Annotated in this window: 18 protein-coding genes and 1 pseudogene; 10 read left to right on the forward strand and 9 right to left on the reverse strand. The window is 45.3% G+C overall.

Annotation, left to right across the window (positions count from 1 at the left end):
- Positions 1–194 precede the first annotated feature (194 nt).
- The 4 genes and pseudogenes from MiSe_RS29365 to vapB (MiSe_RS29380) all read left to right on the forward strand — a co-directional run.
- A pseudogene (locus MiSe_RS29365) lies at positions 195–482 on the forward strand (DUF1348 family protein); the annotation flags it as partial.
- A gap of 243 nt (positions 483–725) precedes the next feature.
- Entirely contained in the window at positions 726–2,000 is a 1,275-nt protein-coding gene (iscB, locus tag MiSe_RS29370; protein WP_226587147.1) for an RNA-guided endonuclease IscB, read from the forward strand.
- A gap of 100 nt (positions 2,001–2,100) precedes the next feature.
- Positions 2,101–2,346 carry a type II toxin-antitoxin system VapB family antitoxin gene (gene vapB / locus MiSe_RS29375; RefSeq protein ID WP_226587148.1) on the forward strand — a complete coding sequence of 82 codons (246 nt, stop codon included), beginning with the start codon at positions 2,101–2,103 and terminating at the stop codon, positions 2,344–2,346.
- Between the two features lie 173 nt (positions 2,347–2,519).
- Positions 2,520–2,756 carry a type II toxin-antitoxin system VapB family antitoxin gene (gene vapB / locus MiSe_RS29380; protein WP_226587149.1) on the forward strand — a complete coding sequence of 79 codons (237 nt, stop codon included), beginning with the start codon at positions 2,520–2,522 and terminating at the stop codon, positions 2,754–2,756.
- Positions 2,757–2,981: 225 nt separating this feature from the next.
- Here the strand turns inward: vapB (MiSe_RS29380) and MiSe_RS29385 are convergent, their stop codons facing one another.
- Positions 2,982–3,335, reverse strand: a complete 354-nt coding sequence (locus MiSe_RS29385; RefSeq protein WP_226587150.1) for a helix-turn-helix domain-containing protein — start codon at positions 3,333–3,335, stop codon at positions 2,982–2,984.
- Positions 3,336–3,570: 235 nt separating this feature from the next.
- Between MiSe_RS29385 and MiSe_RS29390 the strand changes: the two genes are divergently transcribed.
- Positions 3,571–4,176, forward strand: coding sequence for a hypothetical protein (locus tag MiSe_RS29390; RefSeq protein ID WP_226587151.1), 606 nt, complete (start codon positions 3,571–3,573; stop codon positions 4,174–4,176).
- Positions 4,177–4,442: 266 nt separating this feature from the next.
- Here the strand turns inward: MiSe_RS29390 and MiSe_RS29395 are convergent, their stop codons facing one another.
- Together MiSe_RS29395 and MiSe_RS29400 are read right to left on the reverse strand one after the other, a co-directional pair.
- Positions 4,443–4,865 carry a type II toxin-antitoxin system VapC family toxin gene (locus MiSe_RS29395; protein WP_226587152.1) on the reverse strand — a complete coding sequence of 141 codons (423 nt, stop codon included), beginning with the start codon at positions 4,863–4,865 and terminating at the stop codon, positions 4,443–4,445.
- Positions 4,858–5,112 (reverse strand): YlcI/YnfO family protein, encoded by a 255-nt coding sequence (locus MiSe_RS29400; protein WP_226587153.1) that lies wholly within the window; start codon positions 5,110–5,112, stop codon positions 4,858–4,860. The genes MiSe_RS29395 and MiSe_RS29400 overlap by 8 nt, the downstream gene beginning before the upstream one ends.
- 290 nt (positions 5,113–5,402) lie before the next feature.
- On the opposite strand from MiSe_RS29400, the gene fba reads away from it, so the two are divergent.
- Complete coding sequence (gene fba, locus MiSe_RS29405; RefSeq protein WP_226587154.1) at positions 5,403–6,482, forward strand: class II fructose-bisphosphate aldolase; 1,080 nt, start codon at positions 5,403–5,405, stop codon at positions 6,480–6,482.
- A gap of 288 nt (positions 6,483–6,770) precedes the next feature.
- Here fba and MiSe_RS29410 read toward each other — a convergent pair whose 3' ends face one another.
- From MiSe_RS29410 to MiSe_RS29430, 5 genes are all read right to left on the reverse strand, one after another.
- Positions 6,771–7,673 carry a DUF4058 family protein gene (locus MiSe_RS29410; RefSeq protein WP_226587182.1) on the reverse strand — a complete coding sequence of 301 codons (903 nt, stop codon included), beginning with the start codon at positions 7,671–7,673 and terminating at the stop codon, positions 6,771–6,773.
- A 139-nt stretch (positions 7,674–7,812) separates the two neighbouring features.
- Entirely contained in the window at positions 7,813–8,025 is a 213-nt protein-coding gene (locus MiSe_RS29415) for a cyanobactin biosynthesis PatC/TenC/TruC family protein (protein ID WP_226587155.1), read from the reverse strand.
- Between the two features lie 19 nt (positions 8,026–8,044).
- The gene (locus MiSe_RS29420; protein WP_226587156.1) at positions 8,045–8,305 is read right to left on the reverse strand and encodes a hypothetical protein; all 261 of its coding nucleotides are present in this window, start codon (positions 8,303–8,305) and stop codon (positions 8,045–8,047) included.
- A gap of 26 nt (positions 8,306–8,331) precedes the next feature.
- Positions 8,332–8,553 carry a cyanobactin biosynthesis system PatB/AcyB/McaB family protein gene (locus tag MiSe_RS29425; protein WP_226587157.1) on the reverse strand — a complete coding sequence of 74 codons (222 nt, stop codon included), beginning with the start codon at positions 8,551–8,553 and terminating at the stop codon, positions 8,332–8,334.
- A 216-nt stretch (positions 8,554–8,769) separates the two neighbouring features.
- Positions 8,770–10,746, reverse strand: coding sequence for a S8 family peptidase (locus MiSe_RS29430; protein WP_226587158.1), 1,977 nt, complete (start codon positions 10,744–10,746; stop codon positions 8,770–8,772).
- 287 nt (positions 10,747–11,033) lie between these two features.
- Between MiSe_RS29430 and MiSe_RS29435 the strand changes: the two genes are divergently transcribed.
- Both MiSe_RS29435 and MiSe_RS29440 read left to right on the forward strand, forming a co-directional pair.
- Positions 11,034–11,216 (forward strand): DUF5837 family cyanobactin class RiPP, encoded by a 183-nt coding sequence (locus MiSe_RS29435; RefSeq protein WP_226587159.1) that lies wholly within the window; start codon positions 11,034–11,036, stop codon positions 11,214–11,216.
- Between the two features lie 188 nt (positions 11,217–11,404).
- On the forward strand, positions 11,405–11,590 hold the full coding sequence (locus MiSe_RS29440) for a DUF5837 family cyanobactin class RiPP (RefSeq protein ID WP_226587160.1): 186 nt from the start codon (positions 11,405–11,407) through the stop codon (positions 11,588–11,590).
- A 31-nt stretch (positions 11,591–11,621) separates the two neighbouring features.
- Here the strand turns inward: MiSe_RS29440 and MiSe_RS29445 are convergent, their stop codons facing one another.
- On the reverse strand, positions 11,622–12,134 hold the full coding sequence (locus MiSe_RS29445) for a transposase (protein WP_226587161.1): 513 nt from the start codon (positions 12,132–12,134) through the stop codon (positions 11,622–11,624).
- A 284-nt stretch (positions 12,135–12,418) separates the two neighbouring features.
- Here MiSe_RS29445 and MiSe_RS29450 point away from each other — a divergent pair, with 284 nt between their 5' ends.
- Both MiSe_RS29450 and MiSe_RS29455 read left to right on the forward strand, forming a co-directional pair.
- Entirely contained in the window at positions 12,419–14,773 is a 2,355-nt protein-coding gene (locus MiSe_RS29450) for a TOMM precursor leader peptide-binding protein (RefSeq protein WP_226587162.1), read from the forward strand.
- Between the two features lie 273 nt (positions 14,774–15,046).
- Positions 15,047–16,462: a SagB family peptide dehydrogenase gene (locus tag MiSe_RS29455; protein WP_226587163.1), complete on the forward strand. Its 1,416-nt coding sequence runs from the start codon at positions 15,047–15,049 to the stop codon at positions 16,460–16,462.
- Positions 16,463–16,525 lie beyond the last annotated feature (63 nt).

The following is a 16,525-nucleotide window of genomic DNA, read 5'->3' on the forward strand; positions in this document are numbered from 1 at the left end:
TAATACAGTGGGGATGGACAGCGCCTCACTCAAAAATGCGTTAAATTCTGCCCCAACCAGGGCAGTAACAACGAAGCAGGAAGCCCGCGTTCTATCTGTACTCAGATGAACGTCGGGAGGATGTCACTCGATAGGGCAAAATTTGTAGGCGCGGGTTGTACCAATAACTCTTCAATTGAGGAAAAATAAATCCTATGGAAATTAGACCACCCCTGCCACCCTTTACACTAGAAACTGCTCTAGCCAAAGTTCAAGCAGCAGAAGATGCTTGGAATACCCGCGATCCGGAACGAGTAGCCTTAGCTTACACCGAAGATTCTCAGTGGCGCAACCGTGCCGAATTCTTCAGCGGAAGGGAAGAAATAAAGGCTTTCTTGAGACGAAAGTGGGCAAAAGAACTAGATTATCGTTTGAAGAAAGAACTGTGGAGTTTCACAGAGAATCGGATTTCTGTTTGGTATCGCTCCTATGGTAACGAACAGTCAGGAACCCCACGGCTATAAGCCGGGGGCTTGAATAAAGCCCAAACCTGACCAGCCTAAGACTAAAGAAGTCTCCGTTTAGAGCAAGAGTTAAAATTCCTACCTACAAATGCCCGAACCAGTTTGTAGCACTAGAATCCAAGAATTAAACATCTGTACAAGGGTTAAGGAAGTGTTCTTGGGAAAGTACCGACTCTAAACATTGGCGAGGTTCACATTACCCCGAAAGGGAGATTAAAACTCATGTTTGTGTTTGTCTTAGACAGTTTCAGAAGACCTTTAAATTCAACCCATCCAGCTAGAGCAAGGAAACTGCTTAATTCTGGAAAGGCATCTGTCTTTAAAAGGTATCCATTCACGATTATTTTGAAGGAGGAAGTGGCAGAGCCAAACAATCAAGAACTAAGGATTAAAATTGACCCCGGAGCAAGAACAACTGGCATTGCTATTGTGCGAAATGAAGTTGTTTTGTGGGCAGCAGAACTGACTCATAGGGGGTTTCAGATTCGAGAAGCCTTAACGTCCAGGAGACAGTTAAGAAGTTCTCGCAGAAATCGCAAAACTCGTTATCGCCAAGCTCGGTTTAACAATCGTCGGCGCTCTGATGGATGGTTGCCACCCAGTTTATTGAGTCGAGTCAGCAACATTCTGACTTGGGTTAAACGGCTATCGCGGTTGTCGCCAATCACTGCAATTTCAACTGAATTAGTTCGCTTTGATACCCAGTTAATGCAAAACCCAGAAATCTCTGGAATAGAGTATCAACAAGGGTTGCTGACTGGTTATGAGTTAAGGGAATATATGCTTGAAAAATGGCATCGTCGTTGTGCTTATTGCAGCGCTACCAACACCCCTCTTGAGATTGAGCATATCATTGCCAAGTCAAAAGGGGGGTCTAATAGGGTGTCTAACCTAACCTTGAGTTGCACAAAATGCAACCAAAAAAAAGGCAACAAACCAATTGAGCAATTCTTAAAAAATCAACCTGATTTGCTCAAATCAATTCTCACAGGAACCAAGCGTCCGTTAGCCGATACAGCAGCGGTGAATGCTACTCGTTGGAATCTTTTTAATAAATTAAAAATTCTGGGACTGCCTGTAGAAACGGGGACGGGGGGTAGAACAAAATACAATCGCTGTCGTCAAAATCTGCCTAAAACTCATTGGTTAGACGCTGCGAATGTAGGTGCATCAACGCCGGACACTTTAAAAGTTTTGGTATCAAACCCCCTGGCTATCAAGGCAACAGGATATGGTAATCGTCAGATGTGTGGAACCAATGCCTTTGGCTTTCCGATTCGTCATCGTTCAAACAATAAAAAGCACTTTGGTTTTAAAACTGGCGACATCGTTAAAGCTGTTGTTACCAAAGGCAAAAAGGTTGGTTCTTATGTTGGTCGTGTTCTCTGTCGGGCAACAGGTAGTTTCGACATCACAACGGCTACAGGTCGAGTAGCTGGAATTAGTTACAAATACTGTTCATTTATTCATAGGAGCGATGGTTATTCCTATCAATAATGATTCGCAAGCCGCTCGGTTGTTTATGTAAATCGTAATATGATATTATATAATGTAATTATTTTCGCTTTTCTATCAATACTGCCAAAGAGAAAAAACAATGATCCAGCCAATCATTTTAGAAAAATTAGAAGAACTCCCCGAACCTCTTCAAACAGAAGTGCTTCATTATATTGAGTTTTTGATAGAGAAACACGCTAAAAACTCTACCCAAGAAAAGCCGCCGAAAAAGCGTCGTGTTGCTGGAACAATGAAAGGAATGTTTGTTCTGCCACTGCCAGATGACTTTGATGAGCCGCTTGAGGATATGATATCATGTCGGGTTGCATCGGAATTACAGCAGTAGGGGCACGGCGGCAGTAAGCTTTGTCGCCAGCAGAAAGTTCCTCTCTTGCCGTGCCCCTACTAATGATTCAGATGTAAACGGATTCGATATGAGACAATATATGGAATCAATAGATTGCTATTGGATACTCATACTTTTATCTGGTTTGTCTAAAATTTAAAGGAGAGTAAAAAATGACTAGAGAAACTGTTATATTGAAAAATGTTGAAAAATTGCCTGAATCTGTCAAACAGGCAGTTCTTGACTATACAGAATTTCTTGTAAACCGATACAGGGAGGAGGTTCCTAAAACGGAAAAAGCTGCCAAGCGAGGCGGGCTTGGAATTTGGAAAGGTAAAATCTGGATGGCTGATGATTTTGATGAAACTCTCGAAGATTTAAAGGTCAAGTACATCCAAAGGAATCTCTAACGCCTCTGCAATTTGCTCATCGCTTAAGCCAAACTTCCGTAATTTATCAATTGTTTTAATCTTAATTTGATTCTGGCTCTGCTGCTGGGAATCAGTATTTACAGGCTCACTTTTTTCTGGAGTAGGAGTGGAGGTATCAGGGCAACTGTTGATGGAACCAATACCTATAATGTTTTGATGACGAGTGTGTTTAATACCAAAAGTTATATTTACATTTATTTGCCGTTATAATACAGATTCCAGATTACTTTTCTTAACTTGTTCGCCAAAAATATCAGATAACATTTGCAAAAGTTCGTGACTGACTTTTTTAACGTGCTGGGTGCTATAACCATAAGTTTCTGAAACATCAGCATACTTTTGACCCTTCAGTATTCCCGCGATAATCCTCCGTTGTAAGTCATTGAGATGCTTGCCTGTGCTGGCGTAGACAGCTTCATCAACAAATTGCAATATCTGAGGAATGTCCATAGGTGGGCAAATGGGATAGCTATGGTTACTATACCCAACTTTTTCCCACTTTTTCCCACTTTTCTGCCTCGCCTCCCAATTATCTATCCGAATTGGAGAAAGATCCAACTTTTTCCAACTTTTTCTGCTTTTCAGTTGTTGAGCGAGCGGTCTAATATTTACAATTAATCACAATAAGGCATTGGCCATGCCCCATGCCTCAGAGTGTCGCATTCCGCTCTAGGTGGAGACGGTTGGCAAACTTCATCGCAGTTCAGCAGGACATTACCTGTTTATCACTACCTGCATATCATTACATATTTAGGCTACCAACTTTCTTAATTAAGAAATCACGGTTTAATGTATGAGTGACAACAAACAGCAAGATGGGAGCGACAACAAACAGCAAGGTAACTTCTGGAAAAGCTTGCCCGGTATTATTACAGCTTTAGGCGGAGGTGTAGGTATTGCAGCGATTATTACAGGTATTATTTCAGCTCAACAAGCACTATTTCCCCAAAGTTCCAAACCAAGTCCAACATCAACAACACCAGATACCCCAACACCAACGCCGAAGTTAGAGAATCCGAATCCGTTCAAGGTTTATCCTACGAGTCCAAAAGGCACACGCTTTACCAATAACCAATCTTCTACCAAGACGTATCGTTTCTTTGCTAAGGGTACTTGGTCATATAACCCTGGAGTCAAAAAAAAGTACGGTGCCGAGGGAGATACCAATTATACAGAAGCTAAAGGTTACAAGTTGCCTGGTGTTGCAGAGGAATCTTTGATAGTTCGTCGTCAGAACGGTTCTTATCAATACGTGGGAGCTGAAAAAGCATTAACATTAGACGCGGTCGAATCAGTTTGGTTCACGATTAATGAGGCTAACGATGGGCAAGGTGAAAAGTATAATGATAATACTGGTTTTTTAACTGTGGAGTGGGAATGCGAAGATTGTAAGCCGTGACTTTTTGTAGTAGATAGTTCTGCTCTACCTCTACCAGTATACTGACGATCGATATAGGTGCAGAGTAAGAGGGAAGGCATTCACTTTTCGCAAGTACGAAGGAGAGATGATTGGATCTTATCACCTTTGTTTCTGCGTAGACAAACCCGGTTTCTTTGCGTAAGTCCTGAAAAAATATAACCGACCTTTCCCAGAAAGTTTTCCTCAAATGTACAGCAGAGCTTTGGATTACAGAGCGAAAATGTATTTCAACGTAGAAACCAAATTTATGGTTCCAGTTTTTGGACATAGACTGGACATGGTGTAAGCGTATTGAGCAAAGATTGGTCTGCTGTCCAGAATTCGGCAGATTCTAGCTCGGCGACTGCTAGAAAAGCAGCATCATAGAGAGTTGCTAGGGAAAACTGTTCGGCAATTTCATAAGTTTTTGCGCGGATAATGTCGCTATCAAGGTAGTCAACAGGCATTTGGCAGAAGTCATCATAAAATCCTCTCGCCTGCGCTGGGGTAATTGCTCCCAACCTCACTTTTTTTCGCAACACTGAGCCAACTTCAGCCCATGCAAATGCTGGTGCAACCAAACGCACATTCGATGTCAGTAAGGGAAGGATCAAGTTTCTGGCTTGGGGTTGCAGTGTCTCAGGTACAAGATAAGGAATCCAAACACTGGTGTCGATACACTTAGTCACGCCGTCCCTCACCTGCTCGCAGCTGACGAATCAAGTCCACTGAACTTGATTGAATACCTGTTGCGGCTTCTACTTCGGCACTACGAGCCACTATGCGCTGATGCGCTCTTAGACTTCGCCTTCGTCGCACCTCACGGGCGATCGCTTCTACAACCATCTCGTTAAAAGACTCGCTGCCCTCTCGCAACTGCCTTGCTTGCTCTAGCAAGTCGGCAGGTATGCGGATAGTTACAGCTTCTCGTTCCATATTTGCAACCTCTGCAATCAGGACATGACATCATATATTGTAACTATCTTCTCCATAGTTTGACGCTCCAGGATAGCAGCCTCTAACTCTGGGATTGCTCTAGCCGAAGGCTTGCAGGCCGTCTTGGCAGCGGGAAAATAAATAAAGCTTATATACCCTACGGGTAAACCTGATATGTAAATTAATGGATATTTTTGCTTATGCTTCGGTAATTTATCTTAAGATTGTCGTAAGATTTGATCACCGCCCAAAAAAACTAGCTGACAAAAAGTCTTCAGGAGGATCGTTATATGGCGCTTGTACCCATGCGGCTGCTGCTGGATCACGCGGCTGAGAACGGATATGGCATCCCAGCATACAACGTCAACAACATGGAGCAGATCCAAGCGATCATGAAGGCTGCCCATGAGACAGATAGCCCCGTGATTCTGCAAGCTTCTCGTGGCGCTCGCTCCTATGCAGGAGAAAATTTCCTCCGCCACTTGATCTTGGCTGCTGTGGAAACCTACCCCCACATCCCCATCGTGATGCACCAAGATCACGGCAACGAACCCGCTACCTGCTATACGGCGCTGAAGAATAACTTCACCAGCGTCATGATGGACGGCTCCTTAGAAGCCGATGCCAAGACTCCTGCTAGTTACGAGTACAACGTTCGCGTCACCAGCGAAGTGGTAAAAGTTGCCCACGCCATCGGTGCTAGCGTAGAAGGCGAACTCGGTTGTTTGGGTTCTCTGGAAACCGGCATGGGTGAAGCAGAAGATGGACACGGCTTTGAAGGCGCACTGTCTCACGACCAACTGCTGACCGACCCCGACCAAGCTGTTGACTTCGTAGAACAAACTCAAGTAGATGCTCTGGCTGTAGCAATTGGCACCAGCCACGGCGCTTACAAGTTTACCCGCAAACCCACCGGGGAAATCTTGGCAATCAGCCGGATTCAAGAAATTCACGATCGCTTGCCCAATACCCACTTGGTAATGCATGGTTCCTCTTCGGTGCCAGAAGATTTGCTCGCTTTAATTAACCAGTACGGCGGTGCAATTCCTGAAACCTACGGTGTACCTGTTGAAGAAATTCAAAAAGGCATCAAGTCTGGTGTTCGCAAGATCAATATCGACACCGACAACCGTTTGGCTATCACCGCTGCGGTACGGGAAGCGCTGGCTAAAAATCCCAAGGAATTTGACCCCCGTCACTTCCTCAAGCCTTCGATCAAGTACATGCAGAAGGTTTGTGCTGACCGCTATCAGCAATTTGGCACCGCTGGCAATGCTAGCAAAATCAAGCAGATTTCTCTGGAAGATTATGCTGTTAAGTATGCCAAGGGCGAATTGGCTCAGCAAGTTAAGAAAGCTGTTGGTGTTTAATTCGCAATCAATTAGCCAGTTTTTCTGGCTGGTTTAGTTTTAAAATGGGTGGCTTTTTAGCTGCCCATTTTTGTTGGAATTGTAGCGATAAAACAATATAGCGGATTGCTTGCTGAGTGAGGTACACCTTCGTTTGTGTAGCGGCACCCTTAAGGGTGCCGCTACACAAACGAAGCGATAACGCTGTACCTCACAAGGGCTGCAAGCCGCTGTAGATGGCGGACAAGATGCACAATTGAAACTTGATTATGCATCTGGCGTTCTCAGCAATGTTTCTGCCCACTGATATCATGTCCGCGAGAGATCAGTTGTGTATAGTTGATTGTGCGAAAAAGCGTTTTTTCTCCCCCATCCCCTTTGCTCCCCCATCCCCTTTGCTCTCCAAACGCAACCGATGCAACCGGACACGATATGACTATCGGCTTCGGAAAGTGGTGGTTGTGGTGGCTGGGTATAATCGATTGCTAAATGATACCGCCCTTTTTCGTAAACGCGGTTGAGCAAGGGCTGTAAATCTAAAATTGGTTCCACCTCACCCACAGAGAGGGGAATCGGCACGGGTGGGATTGGTTGCCGCAAACTGAAGGCATACAATTCTCCGGTGGGTCGGCGTTCGCGAAGCGTCTCCGAAGGAGATTCGCCCCGACAAATTAAAATGCGATAATCGCCCAAGTTTTCACTTTTGATGGGAAAGGGTTTTCCACCCCCCAGCAGATCGATTTCAACTAGATGAGTAGTAGTGGTTAAAACTTGATTTCGCTTGCGTTCGTAGGCTATGCGCCCTTCACCGGAACGCTTATTTTTGGGAGACAAAAGTTCGATTGTCGTAACGACAATACCTGTGGCAACTTCTCGAATTTCGAGATACCGTTCGTTCGCTTCTTCTGCAATTGGAACTGTCACCTTTTGAGGTTGAACTGACAATGACAGAGTCACAATGGATGAGGTGGGTTCTGCCGTTCTGCCAGTTAGTACTGCGACATCGGAAATGCCAACTAAAACGCTTTCTGTATCGCTGCTGAAGTAAGTCCGCTTTTCTATTTCGAATCGATATTTCTCGCTGAGACGATCGACCAAGTCATCTGCGATCGCTACAATTAAACGGTTATGCACCGCTGACCATAGTTCTGGATTCTCGAGGTAGGGGTTCATTCCAGGAAAGGGCGACGCAAGTGGACATCCAGTAGTCAGTGAGATATATCTATGGTACTGGTAGCCACCACCGACAACATCACTCCTAAAGCCACCCGGTAGGGTCGAGAGAGGTTATTACTAGCCTCTCCCTCCCATCCGAAACCTTGCTTGCGAGTTTCCCCGCTCAAAGCTAACCCTAAGTCCAAATCCGACCCCGACGAAATGGTGGATCTGGCTCAGTTCTGGCAGCACGCTCTTTCTTCACTTGCTCGCACCAAAAACCGTAATCTTCAAGTCCAGTTGACAAACTAGAAACTTTAATTGTTTCTGCTGGTTTTTCAGAGAGAGGTGCTTTGTTTGCTTCTGTTTCGCTCGATTGTGGGGAAGTTTTGTCTTGTTTTTTAGTCATAATTTGTTCCACTCCTAATTCAACATGAAATTGTCAACCGATAGGTTTCGTTATTATCTTTGTACATCCCTATCGATACAGCGGCTTGCAGCCCTTGTGAGGTACAGCGTTTTCGCGCCTTTTGTGTAGCGGCAGCATTAATGCTGCCGCTACACAAACCAAGGTGTACCTCATCCGACTGAAATCCGCTGTAAATCATTTTCGGGATGCTAATTAATGCTGGAATCGGCGAGCGGTCAAACGCTAGGACTGACTGCAACGATGGGATTCTCTGTGTCATATCATTGCCACTGAAAATTGATTAGCTCAAAATCTACTCATCGAACAATACCAACTACCACAGGAAGATTTAAGTTGTTGATAACTTCTGTAGGCAAATGCGGCTGGATCGTTATAATTTGCACCGTGCAATAAATCCATGCGAATACTTACCAAATCTTCCTCTCTACCGTGAATCACATCAACGGAACGATGAGGATAGATAATATCAGGTCTTTTTACTGGTGGAGACTGTTTTGGTAATCTCATTTTTTCCTCTCTAACTCAAACACTTTTTCTTGGCTTTGGTTGGGTTTCACTTTGTTTAACCTGAGATCTGGCACCATTCTCAATAATCGGGAGGCAGAGCCTCCAGACCCTCGTTCCCAGGCTCAGCCTGGGAACGAGATATCGAGGCTCCGCCTCGTTGTTAATACTGGTGCAAGATCTGAGTTTAACCCAACCTACTTGAACTACTTGAACCTATTAATAAGGACTAGACCAAGAACGTACTTCGCCCAAGGTAACGGGAATCAAGTCGCTGACATCTATGGTAAAGCGGAATACCTTTTTGGCGCGGCGGCTATTTTCAGGGTCGAAGAATTTCAGTTTCACATCCCAACAATCGCTATCCATGCGGCAGAAGGGACTTTTTTCGACTGTAATGCTATCTAATTCCATGCCTTCAGCGACAGCAGTAGCAAAGGTGGTTGCAGCTTGGAAAGCATTCGTCGCGGCAAAGTTTAAGGCTCTATCTTGAGAGGTTGTGCCTAAGTTCCGCAAATCGTAATAAATCCGATTCAAGAAACTGCTGAGGGTACGGCGAATCGCTTCTTCTTGGGCGTCTGTGGCTGTTGCTTGTACAGTTTGAATCGCTGCATTTACCAGGTTATTAACTTTCCAGCCGTAAAGTCCGCGAATATTAGAAACTTCGACGACCGGGACGACTTGCCCAGAAAATAGCTTGACGCTGCGGCCTGATAAAATGCCAGGGATGCTGACTCGTTCTACATAATTGTCATCATTTTCTGGTTGGATTTGTCCTGAGAGTAGTTGTTGCAAGACTGCATAACTATCTCTGGCAAAACCGCCTACGGGTTCAATGGCATAAATCGGAGTTAATTCTATATTTAACGTCCAAATTAAAGCTTTGGCTTCGGAAAGATTTTCGCCTAAATAATCCACCATCTGCCGCGCATCGTAGGGATTGGCAGGAATTGTAGTATTGTCAATGGTGATTCCTGGCATTAGTTGCTTGAAAGAGTCGCGTCTTGCTTCTGAGCCGAAGTCATAACCGAGAGTTCCCAAAGTATAAACTAAGTTAGCATTGGCAAGTTCGCTGGGGGCTTGGCTGGCAGTAATGTAATGGGAATCGCGATTTGACATGGCATTCTGTTTGGGGGTAGAGGAATTAGTAAATGAGGGTGGGTTAAAGGTAGTTATAGGTGTTGGTGTTGGTGCAGATGCTACCACTTCAGCCGGTTCGACGGCAAGTTCTGGGGCTGGGATATCGGTTGGGACAGTGACTTGGGTGCCACCACAGCCACAACCAGAGGCAGCAACGGATTCTAATTCTTCTGACACGGTTTCTCCTATCAGATATTGCAAAGCGCCAGGAATATTTAATTTGCCAACTAAACAGCGACGGGTATCTTCACTTTCGGTTGGAGAACAGGGTAGGGCAGTTTCCAGCAAAGCTTTCCTAACTTTTTGGGGGTCGGGTTTTTCTCCCTGTTGGAGTTGCAAACTCAGAAGTAAGGCGGCTACTCCGGTGACAATTGGAGTGGCAAAGCTGGTGCCGCTGAGTTGGATTGTACCACCTCCAGGTTGCGCTCCTAAAATATTTTCTCCCGGAGCGAGGATGCCTTGGTTTTGATAAAGTTCTCCCCAGTTGCTAAAGTCAATGGGTTTTCCCCGTTCGTCCATTGCGCCTACTGCTAGTACAGTTGGTAGAGCAGCGGGTACGTGCAAGCATTCGCAACCATCGTTTCCAGCAGCAGCAACAATTAAAACATTGTTTTCATTGCACAGTTGCACGGCTTTCTCTAACCAGCCTTCAGCTTCGCCCCAGTCTGTGAGTTGTCCGCCACTGATATTAATGATGTTAGCTCCAGCATTGATGGCTTGTTCGATCGCGCGGGATAAGTCTAGTTGCGATAGCTTTAGTCGCTCATCGGCAAAGACGGGAACTATTAAACCGCGACATTTTGGCGCGATTCCCCGCACGGGAGAACCGGGTTGACCAAAAATAATGCTGGTAACGTGGGTGCCGTGTAAGGACATAGAACCATCGGCACTAGCTTCTCCGGCAACTAGGGTAGGCAGTCGCGTTAAGTTTGCATCTGCAAAACAAGGGTGATTTTGGTCAACAACTCCATCAAGGACAGCGATGCAAATGGTGGATTCGCCTTGAGTTTTTGCCCATAGTTTTTCTATTCCTGGGATTTGTTTGAGGTTGGGCATTTATTTAAAAAATGCTTGGGCAATCTAAGTTACTGATATTACTATGAGTGGCGATCGCTGTACCACTTTTTTACAAAAGTTAAAATTTTTTGTCTTTGTGTAGCGATCGATTATTTTCCTACCTGAAAACAGCCTGCTAAATAGTTAACAAACTTTACTTTTATCGGTCTTGACAAGCAGGCAGGTTGAGTCAATAATTAACCCAAATCCTGTTTTGAGCAATTAAAAAGCGCTTTTCCCTACATACCTCCAGGCATCTTCGGCAACCCAAAAGGAGAAATCCCATCATGGACAACAAAAAATTGATGCCCCAACAAGCACAACCCGTTAACCGCATTACCACTGGACAACTGCCCAGTGAACTGGCAGAACTGTCAGAAGAAGCTCTCTCCTGGGGTGGAAGTGCATCAGTACTACCAACAGGCACGGCACATCGATGGGGGAGTGGAGAAAGAATGAAGTTTTCTTAACTTCCTTTGGCGAATTGCATTTCTTGTTTAATGGATCGTCTAGGTGACAAATAGCTTTTTCCTACATCCCAAAAGCCGTCGCCTCGTCAAACAGTCTTCTCTCACACAGAAGCGGTCAGACCCACCGACTGAGGGCCGCCTCGATCACGGGACACCAATCAATTTATCTAAAAAAGGAAAATCTCATCATGGACAACAAAAAATTGATGCCCCAACAAGCACAACCCGTCAACCGCATCACTACTGGACAACTGCCCAGTGAACTGGCAGAACTGGACGAAGAAGCTCTCAGCGATAGTGCATCAGTACTAGCAAGTTCGCCATGCAACTGGGCGGGACCGCTCTGTTCATATGACGGAGAAGACGCGGAATAGGTTCCCGCTCTACCTGCGTCTCAAAATTTTCTCAAACATGTCTTTTCTCCTTTCTAGGAGCCTGATTCGCCAGTATGAATCGCTCGGCAACTGCCCGTACTTCGGGGGTTTCGGATACCTGGCACCGATGGGAAGATGACAGAGTAGGGGCAGAAGAAGGAGGGGTAGTTCCTTCTTCTTCTTTCCTCCCTTTGCCTCCTTTGAGGTTGAAGCCAGCTAGGAATTTATTTCCCCAGTGGCACTTTCTAGCTGGCTTACTTTTCGGGTTGTAGCGGTGACAAAATCCGCGATATTTCCGGGCGCAGTCTTCCAGGCTGTTACCCAATTGCAAAAAAGCTGGATGCCATTGAGTTAAGCCATCATTGGTAAGCTGGTCGTAACTGCCATAGTTGCTGAACTCGTAGAAGAAACCAGAACGCATTTTTGCAGCTTTGGGGTTGCCGTGAATGTAGCGCAAGGTGTTGAGCGCCCGTTCTCGATCTGAAGCGGGAAAGCCCTCACAAAAATATCGCTTCTCCCAGAAGTGTCCCGTGCGCTTCTGCATCCGGTTAAAGCACATCGCAGTAATGATAGAGAATCAATTCCTGTGTTGCCCAAGCCCGCCCGGAAATAAATTTCCGGGCTAATAGCGAAAGTCCATTGAAATGGACTGGAAGATTAATCAAGTTCAAAGGCTTTTAGCGAAAGTCCATTGAAATGGACTGGAAGATTAATATTTAGTCCACTTGAGTGGACTTTAGCTATTAGCCAGGGATTTGAATCCCTGGCGGGCTGTGAGACTGGTGCAAGATCTGAGTTCAATCAAATAAATATAGATTAGATGTAACAATGAAAAATCCCCAAATTAAACCTCATTTTCGCGTCGAAATCATTGAACCAAAAACGGTCTATTTACTTAGTGAATATGCCACCCATGCCCTGACAGGGGGACTCTACTGCCAGATTTTGCCCCTACTCAATGGTGAAAATACCCTAGAAGAGGTGATTGGGAAGCTTGATGGGCAAGTGCCACCCGACCATATTTACTGCGTCCTCGATCGCCTCCATGCCAAAGGCTACCTCACGGATGCCGCACACAACCTGACCCGCGAAGCCGCAGCATTTTGGAGTTTACTCAATGTAGAACCGCAAGTAGTGAGTCAGCGCTTACCGCAAACTCAGGTGTTGGTGAGTGCGATTGGAACTGTTGACCCCCAACCTTTAATTGAGTCGTTACAGGCGATCGGACTCAGAGGGGAGATGGGGAGATGGGGAGATGGGGAGATGGGGGGAGATAGTTCCCTATTAGACCTCTCCAACAAAGAATCTCAAAGGCAGGCAGGATGCCTACCCCACAAGAGTTTCTGGAGAGGTCTATTGGTGGTGATGACGGATGATTATCTCCAACCGGAATTGAGCCAAATTAATCAGAAAATGGTGCAAGCCCAACAACCTTGGTTACTGGTGAAACCGAGCGGTGGTATGCTGTGGCTGGGGCCGATTTTCCATGCCGGTGAAACAGGATGCTGGGAATGTCTGGTGCAACGGTTACGCGGCAATCGGGAAGTGGAAACCTCAGTATTGCAGCAGCAGGGACAGGAACAGGGGTGTTTACCGACTGCGTTTGCGGGATTGCCTTCGACGCAACAGGCGGCGATCGGATTAATAACTACAGAAATTGCTAAATGGTTGGTAAAACAGTACGTACCGGAATCGAATATTCCCACATTAGCCGGAAAGATCGTCACCCTGGATCAGCTCAATTTCAGTCAGAAAACTCACACGCTTTCCCAGCGTCCTCAATGTTCTGCTTGTGGTAATCCCGATTTAATTAGTCAGCAACTCAATCAACCCCTTGCCCTTACCAGTCGGAAAAAGCTATTTACTCAGGATGGCGGACATCGTGCTTTTACGCCAGATCAGATTCTGCAACGCTACGAACATTTAATCAGTCCGATTACCGGAGTCGTCACCAGTCTAACCAGGGCATCCGATCCCAATAATCCTTTGATCCATACTTATAGCGCCGTTCATGCGTTTGGTTCTTCTTCTAACTTGAATAAGCTGCGGAAATCGCTGCGACACAAAAGCGGCGGTAAAGGGAAAAGCGATCGCCAGTCCCAAGCAAGCGGATTTTGTGAAGCCGTTGAACGCTATTGTGGAATTTATCAAGGTGACGAACCGAAAATTAGCGCTACATTTGCCGAATTGGGAGAGCGAGGGATTCATCCTTACCGATGTTTGCTGTTTAGCGATCGCCAATATCAAAATCGAGAAGAGTTGAATCAAAAAGCGATCGTCGATCATGATTGGATTCCCAAACCTTTCGATGAAACGCAAACAATTGACTGGACTCCCGTTTGGTCGCTCACCGAACAAACCCACAAATATCTTCCCACAGCCTTTTGCTATTACAACTACAAACTTCCCAAAGAGCATCGTTTCTGTTTTGCCGATTCTAATGGAAATGCTGCTGGAGGTACGATCGAAGATGCGATTCTGCAAGGTTTTCTGGAACTGGTGGAACGCGATAGCGTTGCCCTCTGGTGGTACAATCGGATTCCCCGTCCCGGAGTAGATTTAGCCAGCTTTAACGAACCTTACCTGCTGGATTTACAACAGTGGTATCAAAGTCAGCAACGGGAATTGTGGGTTTTAGATTTAACCGCCGACTTAAACATTCCCGCCTTTGCTGCCGTCTCTCGGTACATCGGTGGCGAAAAGGAATATATCATTGCTGGATATGGCGCACATTTCGATCCGAAAATTGCCATCCTCCGCGCTGTCACCGAAGTGAATCAAATCGGTTGTCACCTGCCAGAAAACTATCCCGAAACAGATGCAGAGTCGGCATTAAACTATTGGTTTACTCACGCAGCGATCGCCAATCAACCATATCTTGCACCCGATCGAACGTTGCCTCTCAAACAATACAGCGATTATCCGCAGCAGTGGAGCGATGATATTAAAGAGGATGTGCGGATTTGTGTCGAAACTGTCAAACAAGCAGGATTGGAAATGCTGGTATTGAACCAAACTCGACCGGATATTGGTTTACCTGTGGTGAAAGCGATCGTACCTGGTTTACGTCACTTTTGGTCGCGGTTTGGAGCCGGACGGTTGTATGATGTACCTGTGAAACTGGGTTGGCTTTGTGCACCGTTAACTGAAGACCAAATGAACCCGATGCCGATGGTGTTTTGAGCTGAGGGGAGAAATGCCGAAAAAAATTAGAGAATTGAAACAGATGTTACAGCAGGCAGGATTTACACTATTACTTACATCTTGCATTAGTCCCAACACCCGCCAGGGACTCAAGTCCCTGGCTAATAGCGGAAGTCCTCTAAAGAGGACTAAATGCCTACGATCGGGGGCTTTCAGTCCACTTTAGTGGACTTGAGCTAAAAGCCTTTGAAATTGATTTCCGGGCTATCTAAATTTGTTTGAGATTGAGGATGTAAAAGCCAATAAAGAAAGATGAACGATTTTTTTACATTATCCTTTAGAACCAACATCGCGCTCTCGATCGAACCAGAGCAAATTTTGTTGCGATCGCCCCAACATTCCCTCACCCTGGATCATCCTAAGCCAGGGTTAAAAACCGCTCTAGAACACCTCAAACATTCTGCACTGACGCTGCCTCAATTGATTGCTGTTGTTGCCGAATTGGATGGCATTGATGATGGGGCAATGTTTGAAACCGAGTTACACAAATTGATAAAACTCGGTTGGATTTGCCACTCGGTTTTACCGCTAGCAACTGCGATTCCCATTGCGGAAAATTATCAATTTAATCTACCAGATATGGTGGTAGTAGAGACGTTTCATGAAACGTCTCTACAACCACCATTCGCACTGTCGCGGTTTGCCTTTTTGCATCAGGACGATCGACAATTCTTTCTAGAGTCTCCCCTGTCAAAATCTAAAATTGTGCTGTTAGATTGGCGAGTGGCTGGCTTAATTGCCAAACTAGCACAATCAAATTCAAACTTGACAATTGATACGTTTGTTGATACAGGACTTGATGCAGAATCGATTCAGAAACTATTAGCATTGTTGATAGCGACTGAGATGATTGTAATTGAACCTGAAGATTCAACAATTTCTCAGTGGAAATTTCATAATCTGTTATTTCATCGCCAAACTCGTAAAAAATTGGATAGTTCAAGCAAATCAACAATACCGATTTTTGAGGAACGCGATCGCTACCCCATTGTCAAGTCACCGATGAGCGATCGCGTAATTCCCTTAGACAAACCCGATTTGGTAAGATTAGCAAAAACAGATGTTTCCTTGACTCAAGCGATCGAATCTCGCCAGTCAATCCGAGAATATGGCGATCGTCCGATCGCTATATCCCAGTTAGCAGAGTTTCTCTATCGCTGTGCCAGAGTCAAAGAAGTTTACACTATCGAACCAGATATAATGGGCATTGGCGAAGCTACCAAACGTCCTTATCCTAGCGGTGGAGCTTTATATGAATTAGAGATTTATCCAATTATTAATCAATGCACGGGTTTAGATTCAGGACTCTATCACTATCAACCTTTATCTCACAGCTTGCACCAAATTTCTGACTGGAATCCTGATGTGGAAACTCTAGTTTTTGATGCTTGGAAAGCAACGGGACAGCAAGACGTTCCCCAAGTGCTTTTGATAATTACAGCTAGGTTTGGGCGATTGTTCTGGAAATACCATGACATTGGTTATGGTTTAATTTTGAAACATATTGGAGTGCTGTATCAAACCTTCTATTTAGTTGCTACGGCAATGCAATTAGCGCCCACTGCGATCGGTGCAGGTAACTCGGAAGAGTTTTGCCAAGTTGCCAATCTCAATGAGTATGAAGAATCTTCTGTGGGAGAGTTTGCTTTGGGTTCGCGTCAGGAGTAATACCAAATCCGCTTCGATTACCCCCTTTATGGCTAACGACTGAAGTCGCGCCTACACAAACAA

It is taken from the genome of Microseira wollei NIES-4236 (genome assembly GCF_020521235.1).
Classification (GTDB): domain Bacteria; phylum Cyanobacteriota; class Cyanobacteriia; order Cyanobacteriales; family Aerosakkonemataceae; genus Microseira; species Microseira wollei.

Coding starts and splice junctions, on each gene's coding strand:
- iscB (WP_226587147.1), top strand. CDS start 726: ATGTTTGTGTTTGTCTTAGACAGTTTCAGAAGACCTTTAAATTCAACC.
- vapB (WP_226587148.1), top strand. CDS start 2,101: ATGATCCAGCCAATCATTTTAGAAAAATTAGAAGAACTCCCCGAACCT.
- vapB (WP_226587149.1), top strand. CDS start 2,520: ATGACTAGAGAAACTGTTATATTGAAAAATGTTGAAAAATTGCCTGAA.
- MiSe_RS29390 (WP_226587151.1), top strand. CDS start 3,571: ATGAGTGACAACAAACAGCAAGATGGGAGCGACAACAAACAGCAAGGT.
- MiSe_RS29400 (WP_226587153.1), bottom strand. CDS start 5,112: ATGGAACGAGAAGCTGTAACTATCCGCATACCTGCCGACTTGCTAGAG.
- fba (WP_226587154.1), top strand. CDS start 5,403: ATGGCGCTTGTACCCATGCGGCTGCTGCTGGATCACGCGGCTGAGAAC.
- MiSe_RS29415 (WP_226587155.1), bottom strand. CDS start 8,025: ATGACTAAAAAACAAGACAAAACTTCCCCACAATCGAGCGAAACAGAA.
- MiSe_RS29420 (WP_226587156.1), bottom strand. CDS start 8,305: ATGACACAGAGAATCCCATCGTTGCAGTCAGTCCTAGCGTTTGACCGC.
- MiSe_RS29425 (WP_226587157.1), bottom strand. CDS start 8,553: ATGAGATTACCAAAACAGTCTCCACCAGTAAAAAGACCTGATATTATC.
- MiSe_RS29430 (WP_226587158.1), bottom strand. CDS start 10,746: ATGCCCAACCTCAAACAAATCCCAGGAATAGAAAAACTATGGGCAAAA.
- MiSe_RS29435 (WP_226587159.1), top strand. CDS start 11,034: ATGGACAACAAAAAATTGATGCCCCAACAAGCACAACCCGTTAACCGC.
- MiSe_RS29440 (WP_226587160.1), top strand. CDS start 11,405: ATGGACAACAAAAAATTGATGCCCCAACAAGCACAACCCGTCAACCGC.
- MiSe_RS29445 (WP_226587161.1), bottom strand. CDS start 12,134: ATGCAGAAGCGCACGGGACACTTCTGGGAGAAGCGATATTTTTGTGAG.
- MiSe_RS29450 (WP_226587162.1), top strand. CDS start 12,419: ATGAAAAATCCCCAAATTAAACCTCATTTTCGCGTCGAAATCATTGAA.
- MiSe_RS29455 (WP_226587163.1), top strand. CDS start 15,047: ATGAACGATTTTTTTACATTATCCTTTAGAACCAACATCGCGCTCTCG.